The organism is Rhodoferax sp. (assembly GCF_018063565.1).
GTDB lineage: Bacteria > Pseudomonadota > Gammaproteobacteria > Burkholderiales > Burkholderiaceae_C > Rhodoferax.
On the sequence record NZ_JAGPBB010000053.1, the window covers coordinates 1 to 16795 of the forward strand.

The 16795-nt window shown below is 61.5% G+C and carries 15 protein-coding genes and 1 riboswitch; of the genes, 13 read left to right on the plus strand and 2 right to left on the minus strand.

Features of this window, described 5'->3' with window-relative positions; all coding sequences use genetic code 11:
* Positions 1-3346: DUF748 domain-containing protein (locus KBF66_RS12670; protein ID WP_296657189.1), on the minus strand; the 3346-nt coding region annotated here is incomplete at its 3' end.
* 67 nt (positions 3347-3413) lie between these two features.
* Between KBF66_RS12670 and uvrB the strand changes: the two genes are divergently transcribed.
* The 13 genes from uvrB to thiD all read left to right on the plus strand — a co-directional run bounded on the left by uvrB (position 3414) and on the right by thiD (position 15435).
* A complete protein-coding gene (uvrB, locus tag KBF66_RS12675; RefSeq protein WP_296657194.1) occupies positions 3414-5555 on the plus strand; it encodes an excinuclease ABC subunit UvrB in 2142 nt (713 codons plus the stop codon).
* A 144-nt stretch (positions 5556-5699) separates the two neighbouring features.
* Entirely contained in the window at positions 5700-6236 is a 537-nt protein-coding gene (locus tag KBF66_RS12680) for a Fe-S cluster assembly transcription factor (protein ID WP_296657198.1), read from the plus strand.
* Positions 6237-6271: 35 nt separating this feature from the next.
* Complete coding sequence (locus tag KBF66_RS12685) at positions 6272-7492, plus strand: IscS subfamily cysteine desulfurase (protein WP_296657201.1); 1221 nt, start codon at positions 6272-6274, stop codon at positions 7490-7492.
* Positions 7493-7622: 130 nt separating this feature from the next.
* Positions 7623-8021 (plus strand): Fe-S cluster assembly scaffold IscU, encoded by a 399-nt coding sequence (iscU, locus tag KBF66_RS12690; protein WP_296657204.1) that lies wholly within the window; start codon positions 7623-7625, stop codon positions 8019-8021.
* Positions 8022-8094: 73 nt separating this feature from the next.
* Positions 8095-8418, plus strand: a complete 324-nt coding sequence (gene iscA / locus KBF66_RS12695) for an iron-sulfur cluster assembly protein IscA (protein WP_296657209.1) — start codon at positions 8095-8097, stop codon at positions 8416-8418.
* The gene (gene hscB, locus KBF66_RS12700) at positions 8415-8933 is read left to right on the plus strand and encodes a Fe-S protein assembly co-chaperone HscB (RefSeq protein WP_296657212.1); all 519 of its coding nucleotides are present in this window, start codon (positions 8415-8417) and stop codon (positions 8931-8933) included. Before iscA ends, hscB begins: the two co-directional genes overlap by 4 nt.
* Before the next feature lie 38 nt (positions 8934-8971).
* Positions 8972-10837: a Fe-S protein assembly chaperone HscA gene (gene hscA, locus KBF66_RS12705; RefSeq protein ID WP_296657215.1), complete on the plus strand. Its 1866-nt coding sequence runs from the start codon at positions 8972-8974 to the stop codon at positions 10835-10837.
* A gap of 24 nt (positions 10838-10861) precedes the next feature.
* Positions 10862-11200, plus strand: a complete 339-nt coding sequence (gene fdx, locus KBF66_RS12710; RefSeq protein WP_296657219.1) for an ISC system 2Fe-2S type ferredoxin — start codon at positions 10862-10864, stop codon at positions 11198-11200.
* Positions 11200-11916, plus strand: a complete 717-nt coding sequence (gene dnaQ, locus KBF66_RS12715) for a DNA polymerase III subunit epsilon (RefSeq protein ID WP_296657224.1) — start codon at positions 11200-11202, stop codon at positions 11914-11916. Before fdx ends, dnaQ begins: the two co-directional genes overlap by 1 nt.
* Positions 11917-11932: 16 nt before the next feature.
* Complete coding sequence (locus KBF66_RS12720; protein WP_296657228.1) at positions 11933-12856, plus strand: CysB family HTH-type transcriptional regulator; 924 nt, start codon at positions 11933-11935, stop codon at positions 12854-12856.
* Between the two features lie 45 nt (positions 12857-12901).
* Positions 12902-12997, plus strand: a riboswitch (TPP riboswitch).
* 40 nt (positions 12998-13037) lie between these two features.
* Positions 13038-13868, plus strand: a complete 831-nt coding sequence (gene thiM, locus KBF66_RS12725) for a hydroxyethylthiazole kinase (RefSeq protein WP_296657232.1) — start codon at positions 13038-13040, stop codon at positions 13866-13868.
* A complete protein-coding gene (gene thiE, locus KBF66_RS12730) occupies positions 13865-14530 on the plus strand; it encodes a thiamine phosphate synthase (RefSeq protein ID WP_296657237.1) in 666 nt (221 codons plus the stop codon). Before thiM ends, thiE begins: the two co-directional genes overlap by 4 nt.
* Positions 14531-14586: 56 nt before the next feature.
* Positions 14587-15435, plus strand: a complete 849-nt coding sequence (gene thiD, locus KBF66_RS12735; RefSeq protein ID WP_296657242.1) for a bifunctional hydroxymethylpyrimidine kinase/phosphomethylpyrimidine kinase — start codon at positions 14587-14589, stop codon at positions 15433-15435.
* On the opposite strand, the gene KBF66_RS12740 is transcribed toward thiD, so the two are convergent.
* Positions 15436-16767 carry a cytosine permease gene (locus KBF66_RS12740; protein ID WP_296657245.1) on the minus strand — a complete coding sequence of 444 codons (1332 nt, stop codon included), beginning with the start codon at positions 16765-16767 and terminating at the stop codon, positions 15436-15438.
* Positions 16768-16795 lie beyond the last annotated feature (28 nt).

A 16795-nucleotide genomic window follows, 5' to 3' on the forward strand; every position in this document is an offset into this window, starting at 1 on the left:
TTTCAGTACCTTTGGGCAGGCGGCTGCGTTTTTCGGCCAGCAGCAGGGCATTGAGCTGCTCGCGGCGAAAGGCGTCGGCTTCCAGCGTCAGGCTGGCGGTGCCGGTCACCGTCATCTTGAGTGCCGGACGCGCCGTGAGTGCCTTGGCCACCTTGTCGAGTTGCACCCGTGCCTCAGGCCCTAGTGTGGCCGAGCCGGGCTCAAACGCCACCATGCTGAGTTCGTCGCCACCGCCGCCCAGCGCACTGGCCAGCAGCGAAAACGGGGCGGTAATAGCTTTCATCAGCAGATTGCCCAGCACCTTGAAGATCAGCGGTGCCAAGCGAAACTGCGGGTCGTTGAGCGAGCCGCTCACCGGCAGGTTGATGTCGATCACCCCCTGGCCGTCGGCCAGCAGTGCCACCGCCAGTTTGACCGGCAAGCTGTTTTCGGCACCGGGCACGGCATCACCAAATTTGAGCTGATTGAGCACGATGTTGTGGTCGGCGTTGAGCTGGCCGTCGGGCGCCACTTTGTAGCCGATGTCGACACTGAGTTTGCCGCGCTCGATGCCGTAGCCCGCATAGCGCGCGGCATACGGCGACAGCGGGGCCAACTCCAGGTCGCGCACTCGGCCGGTGATATCCAGCGCCAGTGGCTTGGCCAGCGGATTGACCTTGCCGGTGACCTCCAGCGTGGCGGTGCCTTCGGCGCGACCGCGCAGCAACAGGTCGGCCAGTTGCACCTCGCCATTGACCGGCTGGGACGAGAATCCGCCCAGCGTGCCGCTGAGCTCGGTCAGTCGCGCCGAGTAATTGGGTTTGATAAACCGGTCGGTAAAGTCCACCCGACCATTGACCAGTTTCAACGGGCCAAACCGGACCAGCGGGGTATTGCTGGAGTCTGATGAATTTTGGCTTTTAGCGCTTGTAATGTTTAGGTTGGCTGCTACATTATTTGTTGTGTCAGGGGTGTTTGACCTGACCTCCTGCAGGTTCAGCCGCCCGGTTTCGCTCAGGGTAAGTTTGGCAAAAAAATCACTCAGCGCCGTTTCGGTGACCGCGATGCGCGGGGCAGCGCCGGGGTTGGCCAATAGGTCCAGTCCGCTCAGTTTGAGCTCGCGCCAGCTCAACAACTCTTCGGCGGCTTGGTCGGCCCGGGCCAATGTGTCGGCGCGCAGGTCGTCGATCTGCACGTCACCTTGCAGCCTGGCGGCGAAACCAGGTGCGGCGTTGGACAGGTCAGCACGCCCGCTGAAACTGGCCAGACCGCGCAACAGTTGCAGGTTCAGCGTGTCACCGGCATAAGGTGCCAGCCCCAGCAAGGGCAGACGCTTGACCGACACTTTTGCCTGCGCGGCCAGTGGGTTGAGCTGCGCAGTTCCCTGGCCGCCGAGGTGGCCGGGCTCGCTGTCGCCGTGGCGTAGCCGTGTTTCCACCTGCCAGGCAAAGGCTTGAGTGCCAACGCTGGAAAAATCTTTAAGTTGCAGCGTCAGCCCATCCAACACCAATATGACCGGTTGCGCCGGCATGCTGTCTGTGAATTGGAACTCACTCTGCGTCAGGTCAAGCTGCTTGAGCGATACCACCCACGGCCTGTCGGAGACTGGGGTACTGGCTTCGGTCGAGGTGCCGACGGTGGGAGACTTGAGCCAATCCTCGAACATCCAGCGGCCATCCGTGTGACGCGCCAGTGCCGTTCTCGCCTGCTGGATCTGCACCGTACCGAGCTTGACGCTCCGGTTGCTCAGGTCCAGAGCGGAGTCGGTCAGCTGCAGTTGACGGATGCTGGCCAGCCGCAGCGCCTTGCTGCTCTTGGCCGATTGGGTCGTGGCGTCGGCCAGTTCCAGCTGGTCAAGGGTCAGCTTGGGCACGCGCAGTGCCAACAGCATCGGGTTCTGCGGCGAGCTGGCGGCGGCCCAGTTGAGTTGCAGGTCGAGATGGAGTTTGCCGTTCAACGTTGGGGCCAACCATTGCGCCAGATAGGGTGCGGTCAGTGACAGTGGGGCGGCGCTGAGTTGTGCATTGAGCTCGGCGACCCTGTCGCTCGCCTGGCCTTTGAAAGCGAGCGCGGCGCTTTCAAGCTGGCCGTGACCTTCAAACGGCACGCTGCGGGTCAGCGGCCACTGCAGTGCCCGGGCCGACACATCAAGCCCATGCACGGCCAGTTGCGCCGGCTGGCGGGTGCTCTGGTCGCGCCAGTGCAGCTCGGCACCTTGAATGATGAGTTGCGCCAGGTCCAGCTTCCAGGCTGACGGTTCAGCGACTTCTTGGTCCTTAGCGCTTGCGGTACTTGCGCTGGATGCTACGGTTGGCGCAGCATGGATGGGCGACCTTGGCGATGTCAGCAGGCTTTGCCAGTTCAACATACCTTGGGCGTCACGGTGCACCTGCACCATTGGCCGGAGCAGCTCAACCTCGCCCAACTGCACATGACGCTCCAGCGGCCGGGCATCGGCCACTTGCACACTCAGCTTCTCGAACGCCAGTACCGCGTCGCCTGACGTTGGCGCCGGAGCCATGAACTGGACACGACTGGCGCTGACCTGGCCGCTCAATTTCAAGGTGCTGCTTGCCGTCTGGTCAAACACCAGTTTCAGCTCGGCATCCAGTACCGCGGCACTGAGCTTGAGCGGCAGGCTGGCAGGCCAATACCCCAGATAAGGTGCCAGGTCGAAGTGCTTCAGGCTGAAGTTGCTGACCGACTTCTGCACGTCGGCAAAGGGTTGGGCCACTGCACCCGAGTCAAAGGCGCTGCCATTGATCTTGAACGCCAGTTGCGGTTGCACTTGTACCTGGCGGTGTGAGGCCAGGTTGCTCAGAAACGGCAGGCGGATGGTCAAGTCGCTGAGCTGGTGCAGCTTGCCTTGGGGGGCGTCGTCCAGCGTCATGGCGCCGTCGGTTAGAACCAGGTTGTAAAGCGCAAATCGCAGCGGGTCGCGGGTGGGCGCGTCGGCGGCCGGTTTCAGCCGGGCCAGCACGTCGTCAATGTCATAGCGGCCAGCGCCCTGATGGCGCAGGTGCAGTTGCGGCGCCTCGACCTGCAGTGCGTCAATCACCGGTGCCAGACGCAGCAGCGACTGCGCTTCCATATCGACATAGAGACGTTTGATCGACAACTGGGCCTTGCTGCGCTCAGTCTGGGCAATGACCAGATCATGCACGGTCAGTTCAAGTGACCAGGGCTCGAAATCCACGGTACCGACGCGAACCTCGCGCCCGAGTTGCAGCCCCAGCCGGGTTTCAAGCTGACTTTTTAGCAGCGGCGGCACCGCCAGCCAGGCCAGTGCCCACAACAGCAGCACGCTGCCTGCCACGATCACGGCGCGGCGCGTCCATTTGTTTTTGAGAATTGTGTCAAATTGCATGGGCAGCATTTTCAACCGGGTTGAGCCGCTACCATGCGGGGACTGTCTTTCATTGAGCTGTTTGCCCATGTCACCACCCCAGTCCAAGTCCCCAATCCAAACAGCACCGGTCGCCCTGGCGGTGAGCGACGACACCGAGTCCATCCGCAGCGGTCAGTTCGTCAGTTTCCCCGATTCGCCGTTTGAGGTGTACCAGCCTTACGCGCCAGCGGGCGACCAGCCCGAGGCCATCAACCAACTGGTCGACGGGGTCGAGGCCGGCGAGGTGTTCCAGATTCTGCTCGGCGTGACGGGCTCGGGCAAAACCTTCACCATGGCCAACACCATTGCACGGCTTGGGCGGCCTGCTATCGTGTTTGCGCCCAACAAAACGCTGGCAGCACAGCTTTACAGCGAGTTCCGCGAGTTTTTTCCGAAAAATGCGGTGGAGTACTTCGTCAGTTATTACGACTATTACCAGCCCGAGGCCTATGTGCCGCAGCGCGACCTGTTCATCGAAAAAGACTCGGCCATCAACGAGCACATCGAGCAGATGCGCCTTTCTTGCACCAAAAGCGTGCTGGAGCGGCGTGACGTGGTGATCGTCGCCACGGTGTCGGCCATTTACGGTATTGGCCAGCCCGAGGCGTATCACAAGATGGTGATGACGCTGCGCGCCGGCGACAAACTGGGCCAGCGTGACATGATCGCCCAACTGGTGCGTATGCAGTACCAGCGCAACGACATGGATTTTTCGCGCGGGGCGTTCCGGGTGCGCGGCGATACCATTGACATTTTTCCGGCCGAGCATTCCGAGATGGCGATCCGCGTCGAACTGTTTGACGACGAGATTGAGAGCCTGCAGCTGTTTGACCCGCTCACCGGGCGCATCCGGCAAAAAATTCCCCGCTTCACCGTTTACCCCAGCAGTCACTATGTCACGCCACGAGATCAGGTCTTGTCGGCCGTGGAGGCCATCAAGCTTGAGCTGGCGGACCGGATCAAGGAGTTTGTCAGCAACGGCAAGCTGGTCGAAGCCCAACGCATTGAGCAGCGGACCCGCTTTGATCTGGAGATGCTCAGCGAGGTGGGACACTGCAAGGGCATCGAAAACTACTCACGCCACCTCAGTGGTTCGGCGCCCGGCGAGCCCCCCGCGACGCTGACCGATTACCTGCCCAAGGACGCGCTGATGTTTCTGGACGAGTCGCATGTGCTGATCGGCCAGTTTGGCGGCATGTACAACGGCGACCGCTCGCGCAAGCAGACGCTGGTGGACTACGGCTTTCGCCTGCCCAGTGCGCTGGATAACCGGCCGCTCAAGTTTGACGAGTTCGAGACTCGGATGCGGCAGGCGATTTTTGTGTCGGCCACGCCGGCGCAATGGGAGAGGGACCACGCTGGCGCGGTGGTAGAGCAACTGGTGCGCCCCACTGGCCTGGTCGATCCCGAGGTGGAAGTGCGCCCGGCGACGAGCCAGGTCGACGATGTGCTGCAGGAAATCCGCATCCGCGTAGAAAAAAGCGAGCGGGTGCTGATCACCACCCTGACCAAGCGCATGGCTGAGCAGTTGACCGACTATTTAAGCGACAACGGCGTCAAAGTGCGCTACCTGCACAGCGATATCGACACCGTGGAGCGTGTCGAGATCATCCGCGACCTGCGCCTGGGCGTGTTTGACGTTCTGGTGGGGATCAACCTGCTGCGCGAGGGGCTGGATATTCCCGAGGTATCGCTGGTGGCGATACTCGACGCTGATAAAGAGGGTTTCCTGCGCTCCGAGCGCTCACTGATCCAGACCATTGGGCGCGCCGCCCGCAATGTGCAGGGCCGCGCCATTCTGTATGCCGACAAGGTCACCGACTCGATGGCACGGGCCATGGGCGAGACCGAGCGCCGGCGCACCAAGCAGGTGGCGCATAACTTGGCGCATGGCATTACCGCGCGTTCGGTGGTCAAGCAGGTGCGCGACCTGATCGACGGGGTTTACAGCGAAAAAGCCGGCAAAGAGGCAGAAAAGCTGGAGCGGGATGCGATGCAGCGCGCCCAGGTCGAAGAAATGAGCGAAAAAGACATCTCGCGCGAGATCAAACGCCTTGAAAAACTCATGATGGAGCACGCCCGAAACCTCGAGTTCGAGAAAGCAGCACGGGTGCGCGACCAGTTGGCGATCCTGAAAGAGCAGGCCTTTGGTGCGCCGGGCAGCGACAACCTCATCCATGCTGCTTGACCCTTAGGAGCGAATAACCTTAATTTATTACCAGTCGGTCTATTTACCCGACAGAAACGCTTGGTTTTTGGGCTATACTTGAGTGCGTTAGTCAACAACAAGTTGCGCTGACACCGTTTCAACCGAATGCCAGGAGCCCATGCCATGCGACTTACCACCAAAGGCCGTTTTGCCGTCACCGCGATGATAGACCTGGGCCTGCGTCAAGCCGCCGGGCCGGTCACCCTGGCTGCCATCAGCCAGCGCCAGGAGATTTCGCTGTCTTACCTGGAGCAACTGTTTGGCAAGTTGCGCCGGCATTCGTTGGTCGAATCTACCCGGGGGCCGGGCGGTGGCTACACCCTGGCGCGTGCGCCGGCCGACATCACCGTCGCAGAGATCATCACCTCGGTTGATGAGCCGATTGACGCCACCCAATGTGGCGGCAAGGAGAATTGCCTGGGCGAGGGTGCGCGCTGCATGACACATGACTTGTGGGCATCGCTCAACGTCAAGATGGTGGAGTTTCTGGACTCGATCAGCCTGCAGCAACTGGTGGATGAGCAGTTGGCCAAGGGCTTCCAGATGGAAGAAAAGCCCGCGCTCAAGCGTGCCATCTCCAGCATGCCGGTGGTCAAACCGATTCGGGTCAATGCGCCCAACTCGGTGTTCGCGCTGGGCAATGCCTTTGTCAAGATGTGAGTTTGATCCGCCACCACCCGAACAGAGACCACAGCATGGACAGCACACCGCATTTCCCGATTTACATGGACTACAGCGCCACCAACCCCTGTGATGACCGGGTGGTCGACGCCATGATTCCCTGGTTGCGCCAGCATTTTGGCAACCCGGCCTCGCGCAGCCACGCCTGGGGTTGGGAGGCCGAAGCGGCCGTTGAAAAAGCGCGCGGCCAGGTGGCGGCCCTGATTGGAGCCGACCCCCGCGAAATTGTCTGGACCTCGGGCGCCACCGAGTCCAATAACCTGGCCATCAAGGGTGCGGCTCACTTTTATCAGAGCAAAGGCAAGCACCTCATCACGGTGAAAACCGAGCACAAGGCGGTGCTTGACACCTGCCGTGAGCTGGAGCGCCAGGGCTTTGAGGTGACCTATCTCGATGTCAAGCCCGATGGCCTGGTGGATCTGGAGGTGTTCAAGGCCGCGATTCGCCCCGACACCATTCTGGCCAGTGTGATGTTTGTGAACAACGAGATCGGTGTGATTCAGGACATTGCGGCGCTGGGCGCGATCTGCCGCGCCAAAGGCGTGGTGTTCCACGTCGATGCCGCACAAGCCACCGGTCGGGTGGATATTGACCTGGCCACGCTGCCGGTCGACTTGATGAGCCTGACCTCGCACAAAACCTATGGTCCCAAGGGCATTGGTGCACTGTTTGTTCGACGCAAACCACGCGTCCGGCTGGAAGCGCAAATGCACGGTGGTGGCCATGAGCGCGGTATGCGCAGTGGCACTTTGCCCACGCACCAGTGCGTCGGCATGGGCGAAGCCTACCGAATTGCCAAGGAAGAAATGGCCGCTGAAAACATCCGCATTCGGGCTTTGCACGAGCGGCTGATTGCGGGCCTGCAAGGCATTGAGCAAGTGTTTATCAACGGCCACCTGACGCAGCGTGTCCCGCACAACCTCAATATCAGCTTCAACTATGTCGAGGGCGAGTCACTCATCATGGGCATCAAAGGTCTTGCCGTCAGCAGTGGCTCGGCCTGTACCTCGGCGAGTCTGGAGCCCAGTTACGTGTTACGCGCCTTGGGTCGCAGCGATGAACTGGCGCACAGCAGCCTGCGCATGACCATTGGCCGCTGGACCACCGAGGCCGAAATCGACTATGCGATCGAGACCATCAAGCTCAACGTGGCAAAACTGCGTGACTTGAGTCCGCTGTGGGACATGTACAAAGACGGTATCGACATTTCAACGATTCAATGGGCAGCTCACTAGAGATGCACCCCTGTGTCGGCTGTCGCCGCCTCCCCCTCAAGGGCGCGATCCCAGTGGCCCGGCAAAGCCGGTTCCACGGCATCTCTGGCTAGGGCAGTACTTTTTGTGGCTTATTTGAAGGAGAGCAATCATGGCATATTCTGAGAAAGTGGTTGATCATTACGAAAACCCGCGCAACGTGGGCTCATTTGACAAAGGCGATGACTCGGTGGGTACCGGTATGGTGGGCGCGCCGGCCTGCGGTGACGTGATGAAGTTGCAGATCAAGGTCAACCCCGACACCGGCGTGATCGAGGATGCCCGCTTCAAGACCTATGGCTGTGGGTCAGCCATTGCGTCAAGCTCGCTGGTCACCGAATGGGTCAAAGGCAAGACCCTGGATCAGGCCGCTGCGTTGAAAAATAGCGAGATTGCCGAAGAATTGGCGTTGCCACCTGTCAAAATCCACTGTTCCATATTGGCCGAAGACGCCATCAAGGCGGCAGTCAGTGACTACCGCCAGAAGCATACTGAAGCACAAGTCCACTAAAACCCTGAGAGCACGACCCATGCAAACGCGTGGATGCGGGTCGGTGTTCACCTAAACAAAACTAGACAAGATCATGGCTGTGACGCTCACTGAAGCTGCTGCCCGGCACGTCAACCGCTACCTGACCAAACGTGGTCAGGGGGTGGGTGTGCGCCTGGGGGTCAAAACCACCGGCTGTTCCGGCATGGCGTACAAGCTGGAATACGTGGATGAAATCGGCGAGGAAGACATGGTGTTTGAAGGCCATGGCGTCAAGGTGCTGATCGATCCCAAGAGCTTTGTCTATCTGGATGGGACCGAGCTGGATTTTGTGCGCGAGGGACTCAACGAGGGTTTCAAGTTCAATAACCCCAAAGAGCGGGACCGCTGCGGCTGTGGCGAGTCTTTTCGTGTGTGAATCTTCAATCTGACGACTTTGAGCTGTTCGGGTTGGCGCGGCGGTTTGCGCAGGATCGTGCGCTGATCGACGCGCGCTGGAAAGAACTGCAGCGCCAGGCTCACCCCGACAAGTTCAGCGCCCAAGGGGCCGCAGCGCAGCGGGTCGCCATGCAATGGTCGGTGCGCATCAATGAGGCGTACCAGCGCCTCAAGGTGCCTCTCAAGCGTGCGGCCTATCTGTGTGAACTCGGTGGTGCGCCGGTGAACGCCGAAAACAACACCGCGATGCCGGGCAGTTTTTTGATGCAGCAAATGCAGTGGCGCGAAGATCTCGATGATGCCCATGATGCCGTGGATTTTGAGAAAATCCGCCTGCAGGTCAAGCAGACTGAGCGTGATTCGCTGCAAAAGTTGGAGCGTTGTATCGATCAGGATGGCAATTTTGCGGACGCCGTGGCACAGGTGCGGGCCTTGATGTTCATCGAGCGTTTTGCGCGTGACCTCGATAGTCGGCTCGACGCCATCGAATCCTGAGCGCTTTAGCGGCAGCGCGTGAATATTTTTTGAGTTGTATGGCTTTATTACAAATTTCCGAGCCCGGTCAGTCGCCCAACCCGCACCAGCGGCGCATTGCGGTGGGCATCGACCTGGGTACCACGCATTCGTTGGTGGCGTCGGTGCGCAACGGAGTGGCCGAGTGCCTGCCCGATGCGCAAGGGCGCGTGATTTTGCCCTCGGTGGTGCGATATCTGGCCGGTGGTGGCCGGCATATCGGTTATCAGGCGCTGGAAACCGGCATCGATGATCCGGCCAACACGGTGGCCTCGGTCAAGCGCTTCATGGGGCGCAGCCTGAAAGACGTGGCGCTCGCTGGCAAGTTGCCTTACCAGTTTGTGGATCACCCGGGTATGTTGGGCTTGCAAACCGCGCAAGGCGAAAAATCGCCGGTCGAGGTCAGTGCCGATATTCTGGCCACGCTGCGATACCGGGCCGAAGACACCTTTGACGATGAACTGTTTGGTGTTGTCATCACCGTGCCCGCGTATTTTGACGATGCGCAGCGGCAGGCGACCAAGGACGCGGCCCAACTGGCAGGTCTGAATGTGTTGCGGCTGATCAATGAACCCACCGCTGCCGCCATTGCCTACGGGCTGGACAACGCGGCTGAGGGGGTGTATGCCATCTACGATCTGGGTGGTGGCACCTTTGATATTTCCATTCTGCGCCTTACCCAAGGGGTGTTTGAGGTGGTGGCCACCGGCGGCGACTCGGCGCTGGGCGGTGACGATTACGACCACGCCCTGGCCGACTGGGTGCTGGCGCAAGCCGGTGCGGGTGCAATGGACGGTGCCTCCGCGCATGACAAATCCACAATCAAAGCCGCCGCCAGAGCCTGCAAAGAAGCTTTGACAGATTCAGATTCAGTAGCATTTAGCGCAGCATTGACGGGCGCTCGCGTACATTTTGATGTCAGAAAAGCTGACTTTGAAACCGCCACCCAGTTGCTCACAGCTCGCACCCTGACAGCGGTGCGCAAGGCTTTGCGCGACGCACAGTTGGGCGTGGCAGATGTCAAGGGCGTGGTGATGGTGGGGGGCTCCACCCGCATGCCGCAAATCCAGCGCGCGGTGGGCGAATTTTTTGGCCAGACACCGCTGACCAACCTCAACCCCGACGAGGTGGTGGCACTCGGTGCTGCCATCCAGGCCAACCAGCTCGCGGGCAACAACCCGGGTGGCGAATTGCTGCTGCTCGATGTGATTCCGCTGTCGCTGGGCATCGAAACCATGGGCGGCCTGGTCGAGCGCATTGTGGCGCGCAACGAGACCATTCCGTGTGCCCGCGCGCAGGACTTCACCACCTACATGGACGGCCAGACCGCGCTGGCACTGCATGTGGTGCAGGGCGAGCGCGACCTGGTCAGCGACTGCCGCAGCCTGGCGCGTTTTACGCTGCGCGGCATCCCGCCCATGGCGGCTGGCGCAGCGCGCATTCGGGTCACGTTCACCATTGACGCCGATGGCCTGCTGAGCGTGTCGGCACTCGAGCAAACCAGCGGGGTCGAGGCGCATATTGCTGTCAAGCCGTCATACGGGCTGGCCGATGAGCAGATCACCCGCATGTTGCAAGAGAGCTTTAGCACTGCCGAGACCGACATGCATGTGCGTGCCGTGGTCGAAGCGCGAGTCGATGCCGACCGCATGATGCTGGCCACTCTGGGTGCGCTGGAGGCCGATGGCGACCTGCTTGACGCCGAGCAACGCGCCGAGATCGAGCAGCAGGTGCGCGCGTTGCGTGCCACCTGTGACGTCACCGACGCGCAAGTCATTGAAGCCGCCACGCAGGTGCTGGCCAAAGCCACCGAGGCGCTTGCAGCGATGCGCATGAACCGCGGCATTCAGCGCGCGCTCTCGGGTAAAAACATCGAATCCATTTGAGTGCAGATTGCACCGACCAACCCCATGCCCACGATCAAGATATTGCCACACGCTGAATACTGCCCGCAGGGCGCCGAAATCTCTGCCCCAGCGGGCACTTCGGTTTGCGAGGCGCTGCTGGACAACCACATTGCGATCGAACACGCGTGCGACATGAGCTGCGCTTGCACCACCTGCCATGTGATCGTGCGCGAGGGACTCGCGTCGCTCAATCCGTCTGAAGAGGAAGAGGACGACCTGCTCGACCGCGCCTGGGGACTACAACCCAACTCGCGCCTGAGCTGCCAGGCCATTCTGGCGCAGCAGAATCTGGTGATCGAGATCCCGAAGTACAGCATCAACCACGCCAAAGAAAACCACTGATGCGACAGATTTTTCTCGATACCGAAACCACCGGCCTGTCGGCAGACAACGGCGACCGGGTGATCGAGATTGGCTGTGTCGAGCTGGTCAACCGCAAACTTACCGGCAACAACCGCCACTTTTACCTTAATCCTGGTCGTGACAGCCATGAGGAGGCGCTCAAGGTGCATGGCATCACCAATGAGTTCCTCAAAGACAAGCCCAAGTTTGAGGCGGTGGCCGCCGATCTTCTGGACTACCTGAAAGACGCCGAACTGGTGATCCACAACGCCCCGTTTGACCTGGGTTTTCTGGATATGGAGCTGCGGCTGATCGGGCAGCCCAAACTGCGCGATTATGTGGCGGGCGTGATCGACACGCTGGTGATGGCCAAGGAGCTGTATCCGGGCAAACGCAACTCACTCGACGCACTGTGTGACCGGCTGGAGGTGGATAACTCGGGCCGCGCGCTGCACGGCGCGCTGCTGGATGCCGAATTGCTGGCCGATGTGTACATCAACCTGACACGCGGGCAGGATGCCCTGCTGATGGATGATCACAGCGGAACCGACAGCAGCGGCCAGGCGCGACCACAGCTGGATTTGCGCAGCTTTGATCTGGTGGTGCTGCGCGCCAATGAACAGGAGTTGGCCGCTCACGAAACCCTGCTGCTGCAGATCGACAAAGAGAGCAAGGGCAAGACGGTCTGGCGGCAGCTGCAACCCAGCGTTGCCTGAGGGGTGCTCGGGCACCATGAATTTTCAGCAGCTGCGTTGTGTTCGGGAGGCAGTGCGGCGTGGTTTCAACCTGACCGAAGTGGCGCATGCGCTGCACACCTCGCAGCCCGGTGTGAGCCGCCAGGTGCGTGAGCTTGAAGACGAACTGGGTGTCCTTATTTTTGTCCGCGCTGGCAAACGCCTGACCGGACTGACGCCACCGGGTGCGGCGTTGTTGCCCTATGTAGAGCGACTGTTGCAAGAGGCGGACAACATTCGGCGCGCCAGCGACGAGTTGCAGGGGCGCGAGGACGGCCGCCTGTCGGTAGCCGCCACCCACTCGCAGGCGCGTTATGTGTTGCCACCGGTGGTCAAGGAGTTTCGGCAGCGTTACCCGCGCGTGTCACTGCACCTGCACCAGGGTTCTCCCAAACAGATCGCTGAAATGTTGCTCAGTGGTGAGGCCGATATTGGCGTCGCCACTGAGGCACTGGCGAGCTATGACTTGCTGGCCACCTTGCCCTGCTACCGCTGGACCCACAACCTGGTGGTGCTGCCCGGTCACCCTTTGCTGGGCTTGACCGAGCCTGTCAGCCTGCACGAACTGGTCAAATACCCGCTCATCACCTATGAGTTTGGCTACACCGGGCGGGCCCATATTGACGACGCTTTTGTCGCCGCCGGTTTGCAGTGCGACGTGGTCATGACCGCCATGGACGCCGATGTGATCAAAACCTACGTCGAACTGGAGATGGGGGTGGGCATCGTGGCGTCGATGGCCTCCGACCCCGAGCGTGACTCGCATCTGCGGATGCTCGATGCGCGACACCTGTTCGGTGTCAATGTCACGCGGCTGGGGTTACGCAAGAAACAGTGGCTCCCCAAATACGCCTATGGCTTCATCGAGATGTTTGTGCCGACGCTCACTGATGAGGTCATCCGTCAGGCGCTGCAAGAATAAGGGCACCAAAGGCCAGCGGCTGCGCCGGCCGTTATCCGTGATAATCGGCGCCGCTAGAGGTGCCACCGGTCCGGTGGCTGAGAAACACTCTTTGAACCTGATCTGGGTCGTGCCAGCGTAGGAAAGCAATTCACCTTGTCCCGCGCTGCATGTCCCGTGATCAACCACACCGGGAACCCACATGGCCGAATCACTCCTTGCATCTGATCTTTGGGCAGATGTCCTCGCTGTTCGCAGCAGGCGTCCGCTGGTGCACAGCATCACCAATCTGGTGGTGATGAACTTCAACGCCAACATGTTGCTCGCCATGGGTGCTTCGCCCGTGATGGCCCATGCCCATGAAGAGGTGGCCGATATGGCGGCCATCGCGCAGGCGTTGGTGCTCAATGTCGGCACGCTTGAGCCTTACTGGATTGACAGTATGTGCCAGGCGTTGGCCGTGGCGCAACAACGTGGCACGCCAAGCGTTCTGGATCCGGTCGGGGCGGGCGCAACCGGTTATCGCAATCAGAGCCTCCAGCGGATCTTGCACCAGGCCATGCCGTCGGTGATTCGTGGCAATGCCTCCGAGATCATGAGTGTGGCTGGCAGCGCGGTGCAGACCCGCGGCGTCGACAGCGGCGCAGCGGTCGAGGCCGCGATCAGCGCCGCGCGTGACCTGGCAAGCGCCAGTGGTGGTGTGGTGTGTGTCAGCGGCCCGGTCGATCAGGTGCTGGAGGCGGGTGGTCGGCACGCCAGTCTGGCCAATGGCCACGAGTGGATGACGCGCATCACCGGGGTGGGCTGCTCGGCCAGCGCGCTGGTGGGAGCCTTTTGTGCCGTGCAGACCGATACCTGGCGCGCCACGGTGGCGGCTATGGCGTACCTGGGGGTGGCAGGCGAGGTGGCCACCGAGCGGGTACAAGCGCGCGCCCAGGGGGTGGGTAGCCTGCAAATCGAATTGCTGGATCAGTTGCAGCTGCTCGATGAGCACACCTTTCAGCAGCGACTCAAGCTTCAATTGTTGGCATGAGCATGGACGCCGGTTCACGGGCCGGCCTGGCCCACGCCTTGAAGTTGTACCTGGTCACGGATCAGGCGAGTCTGCGTGGGCGGCGTCTGGCCGACGTGGTGCAGGCCGCTGTGCAGGGCGGCGTGAGTTGTGTGCAACTGCGTGAAAAGACCCTGGGTACCCGTGATTTTGTCGAGCTGGCGCTGGCGCTGATGGACTTGCTGGCACCGCATCGGGTGCCGCTGGTGATCAACGACCGCATCGATGTGGCCCTGGCGTGTGGGGCTCACGGTGTGCATCTGGGCCAGTCTGACATGCCGGTGGTGCTGGCACGCCGGCTGTTGCCGGCGCAGGTTTTTCTGGGTCTGTCGGTCGAGTCAATGCAGGATGTGCAACGCACCCAGCGGCAACCGGTGGACTACCTGGGTGTGAGCCCGGTTTTTGCGACCCCCACCAAGACCGACACCGCCACCCCATGGGGGCTGGATGGCTTGCGTCAGGTGCGTCACATGACGCCGTTGCCGCTGGTGGCGATTGGTGGCATTGGCCTGGGCAACGCCACCGAAGTGCTGTCCGCCGGGGCCGATGGCCTGGCGCTGGTGAGTGCCTTGTGCAGTGCCGATGATCCGGCCGCTGCTGCCAGGGCGTTGGCCCGTTGCTGGCCGCAGCACTCGGTCGAGTGACACTGAAATCTCTATGTTCTTGACCTTTAGCGTTTATTAAATAAGGATAGTTTGCTATGACAATTGAAAGAACTCAGCGGTATGCGCGGGTGCTGAGCATTGCCGGATCAGACAGCGGCGGTGGCGCTGGCATCCAGGCAGACTTGAAAACGTTCTCGGCATTGGGGTGTTTTGGCATGACGGCGATCACCGCGTTGACGGCACAGAATACCCTGGGTGTTCGCGCCATTCACCCGGTGCCACCCGACATGCTGCGCCAGCAGATCGACGCTGTGATGGAAGACATCGGTGTGGATGCCGTGAAGATTGGCATGTTGCACGCACCCGAGGTGGTACGCACCGTGGCGCAGGCGATTGACCGGCACCGCCTGCCGCATGTCGTGTTTGACCCGGTGATGGTGGCCACCAGCGGTGCCAAACTGATTGACGATCCGGCCATCGCTATGCTGGTAGCGGAAATGTTTGGTCGTGCCACGCTGATCACGCCGAATCTTGACGAAGCGGGGCTACTGGTTGGCCGGCCGCTGATGTCGGTGCAGGACATGGCAGGCGCGGCCCAGGCGTTGCTGGCGTGCGGCGCGCGTGCCGTGTTGCTCAAAGGTGGTCACCTGCCCGGTGCACAGGTGGTGGACCTGTTGTGGCGTGCCGATGCCGAGCCGATCTGGATGGACGCCCCGCGCATCGACAGCGCCAATACGCACGGGACCGGTTGCACCCTGTCGAGTGCCATCGCCGCCCATCTTGCACTGGGGCTGGACTTGCCCGGCGCGGTGATGGCGGCGCGCGGCTACGTGCGTGGCGCCCTGCAGGCGGGTGCCAGCGTCAGGACGGGCCAAGGCAGCGGCCCGCTGAACCATGGTTTCGCACCACAGGTGATGCAAAGCGTGCCTTTGCCTGGGCAGTGATCAGGCTTGCCGGGTGGTCAGCGCGCCCAGGGTCGGTCGGCTGAGCCAGGCCAGGCCAAAAGTCAGCGCCAGGGTGGGTAACGCAGAGCCCCACTGCGGTGCCAGACGTGCCAGCAGATGGTAGGTGGCGATGCCGGCCAGCCACAGCAGCGCCGCGCCCCAGTCGACCTGCCGCGGGTTGACCGCCAAAGGGCCAGCCGAATTCAGGCTCAAGCGCCCCAGAATCACCCCATACAAAGGCACAAAGACCGAGCTGAGCAGCAGCAGGAATGGCTCCAGACTGTGCATCGGCAGCACAAGCGCGAGTGCCGTGCAGACCAGTGCCAGGCCAACGCCCCAATGGCGTACGCTCCAGTTCGGGCGCAGGCTGTGACCCGATACGGCGCCCGAATAAACATCACCATAGGCGTTGTCGATCTCATCGATCAGGATCAGGCTCAGCGCCAGCAAGCCCCCCTGCGCCAGTAGCAAGGCGGGCACAAGATCGGTTCCGGGTTGTGCCACGGTGACCGCCAGCACACCCAAGGCATAGCACCAGATGTTGGCCAGCGCGTACCCCACCCAGGTGCCACTCAAGGCACTGCGGCCATGGGCGCCGTGGCGTGCGTAGTCTGCCACCAGCGGCAGCCATGACACGGGCATGGCCATCACCAGATCCACGGCTGAGAGCAGACCCATGCTGCCATCCCCCGGGCGGCGCCAGAATGCGTCAAAACCCTGCGTCTGCAACTGACTGCCAAACTGCCAGCTCAGCCATAGCAGCGAGGCAAGCACCAGTGGCAAGGCGACGCGACTGACCAGTTTGCGCACCAGTTGGGTCATTGAACCGGCCAGCAGCAACACCAGCACAGTGCCCCACAGCAGCGTGGTGAAGATGCGCCCATCCAGACCATCCATTGGCACACCTGCAGACTGTTTGACAATGGCTGCCGTGCCGTCGCGCATCACCACCAGTTCAAAGGTGGTCCAGCCGATCAATTGGGCCATGTTGAGCAATACCGGGAGTTTGGCAAAGCCGCTGCCAAAACTGGCGTGCATCAGACCAGCGCTGGACAAACCGGTGTTGCAGCCAAGTCGCGCGGTCCAGCCCAGCAGGCCCGCACCGATCAATGAGCCCAGCACAATCGCCAGTGCCGCGTCGCGGCTACCCACGGCCGGCACCAGGTAGGCACCCACCTGCATCACCAGCAACCCGACACCAAGGCTGAACCACAAGGCGGTGTGGTCACGCCAGGCAAAAACCCGCCCGGACGCCGGCACCGGTGTCAAGGCCGAATTGGGTGCGGGCTCACGGCCCGGCCGTGTTGTTTCAGAATCAGCAGGATGCGCCATCGGATTGCCTCATGCAAGAATTTGGCAG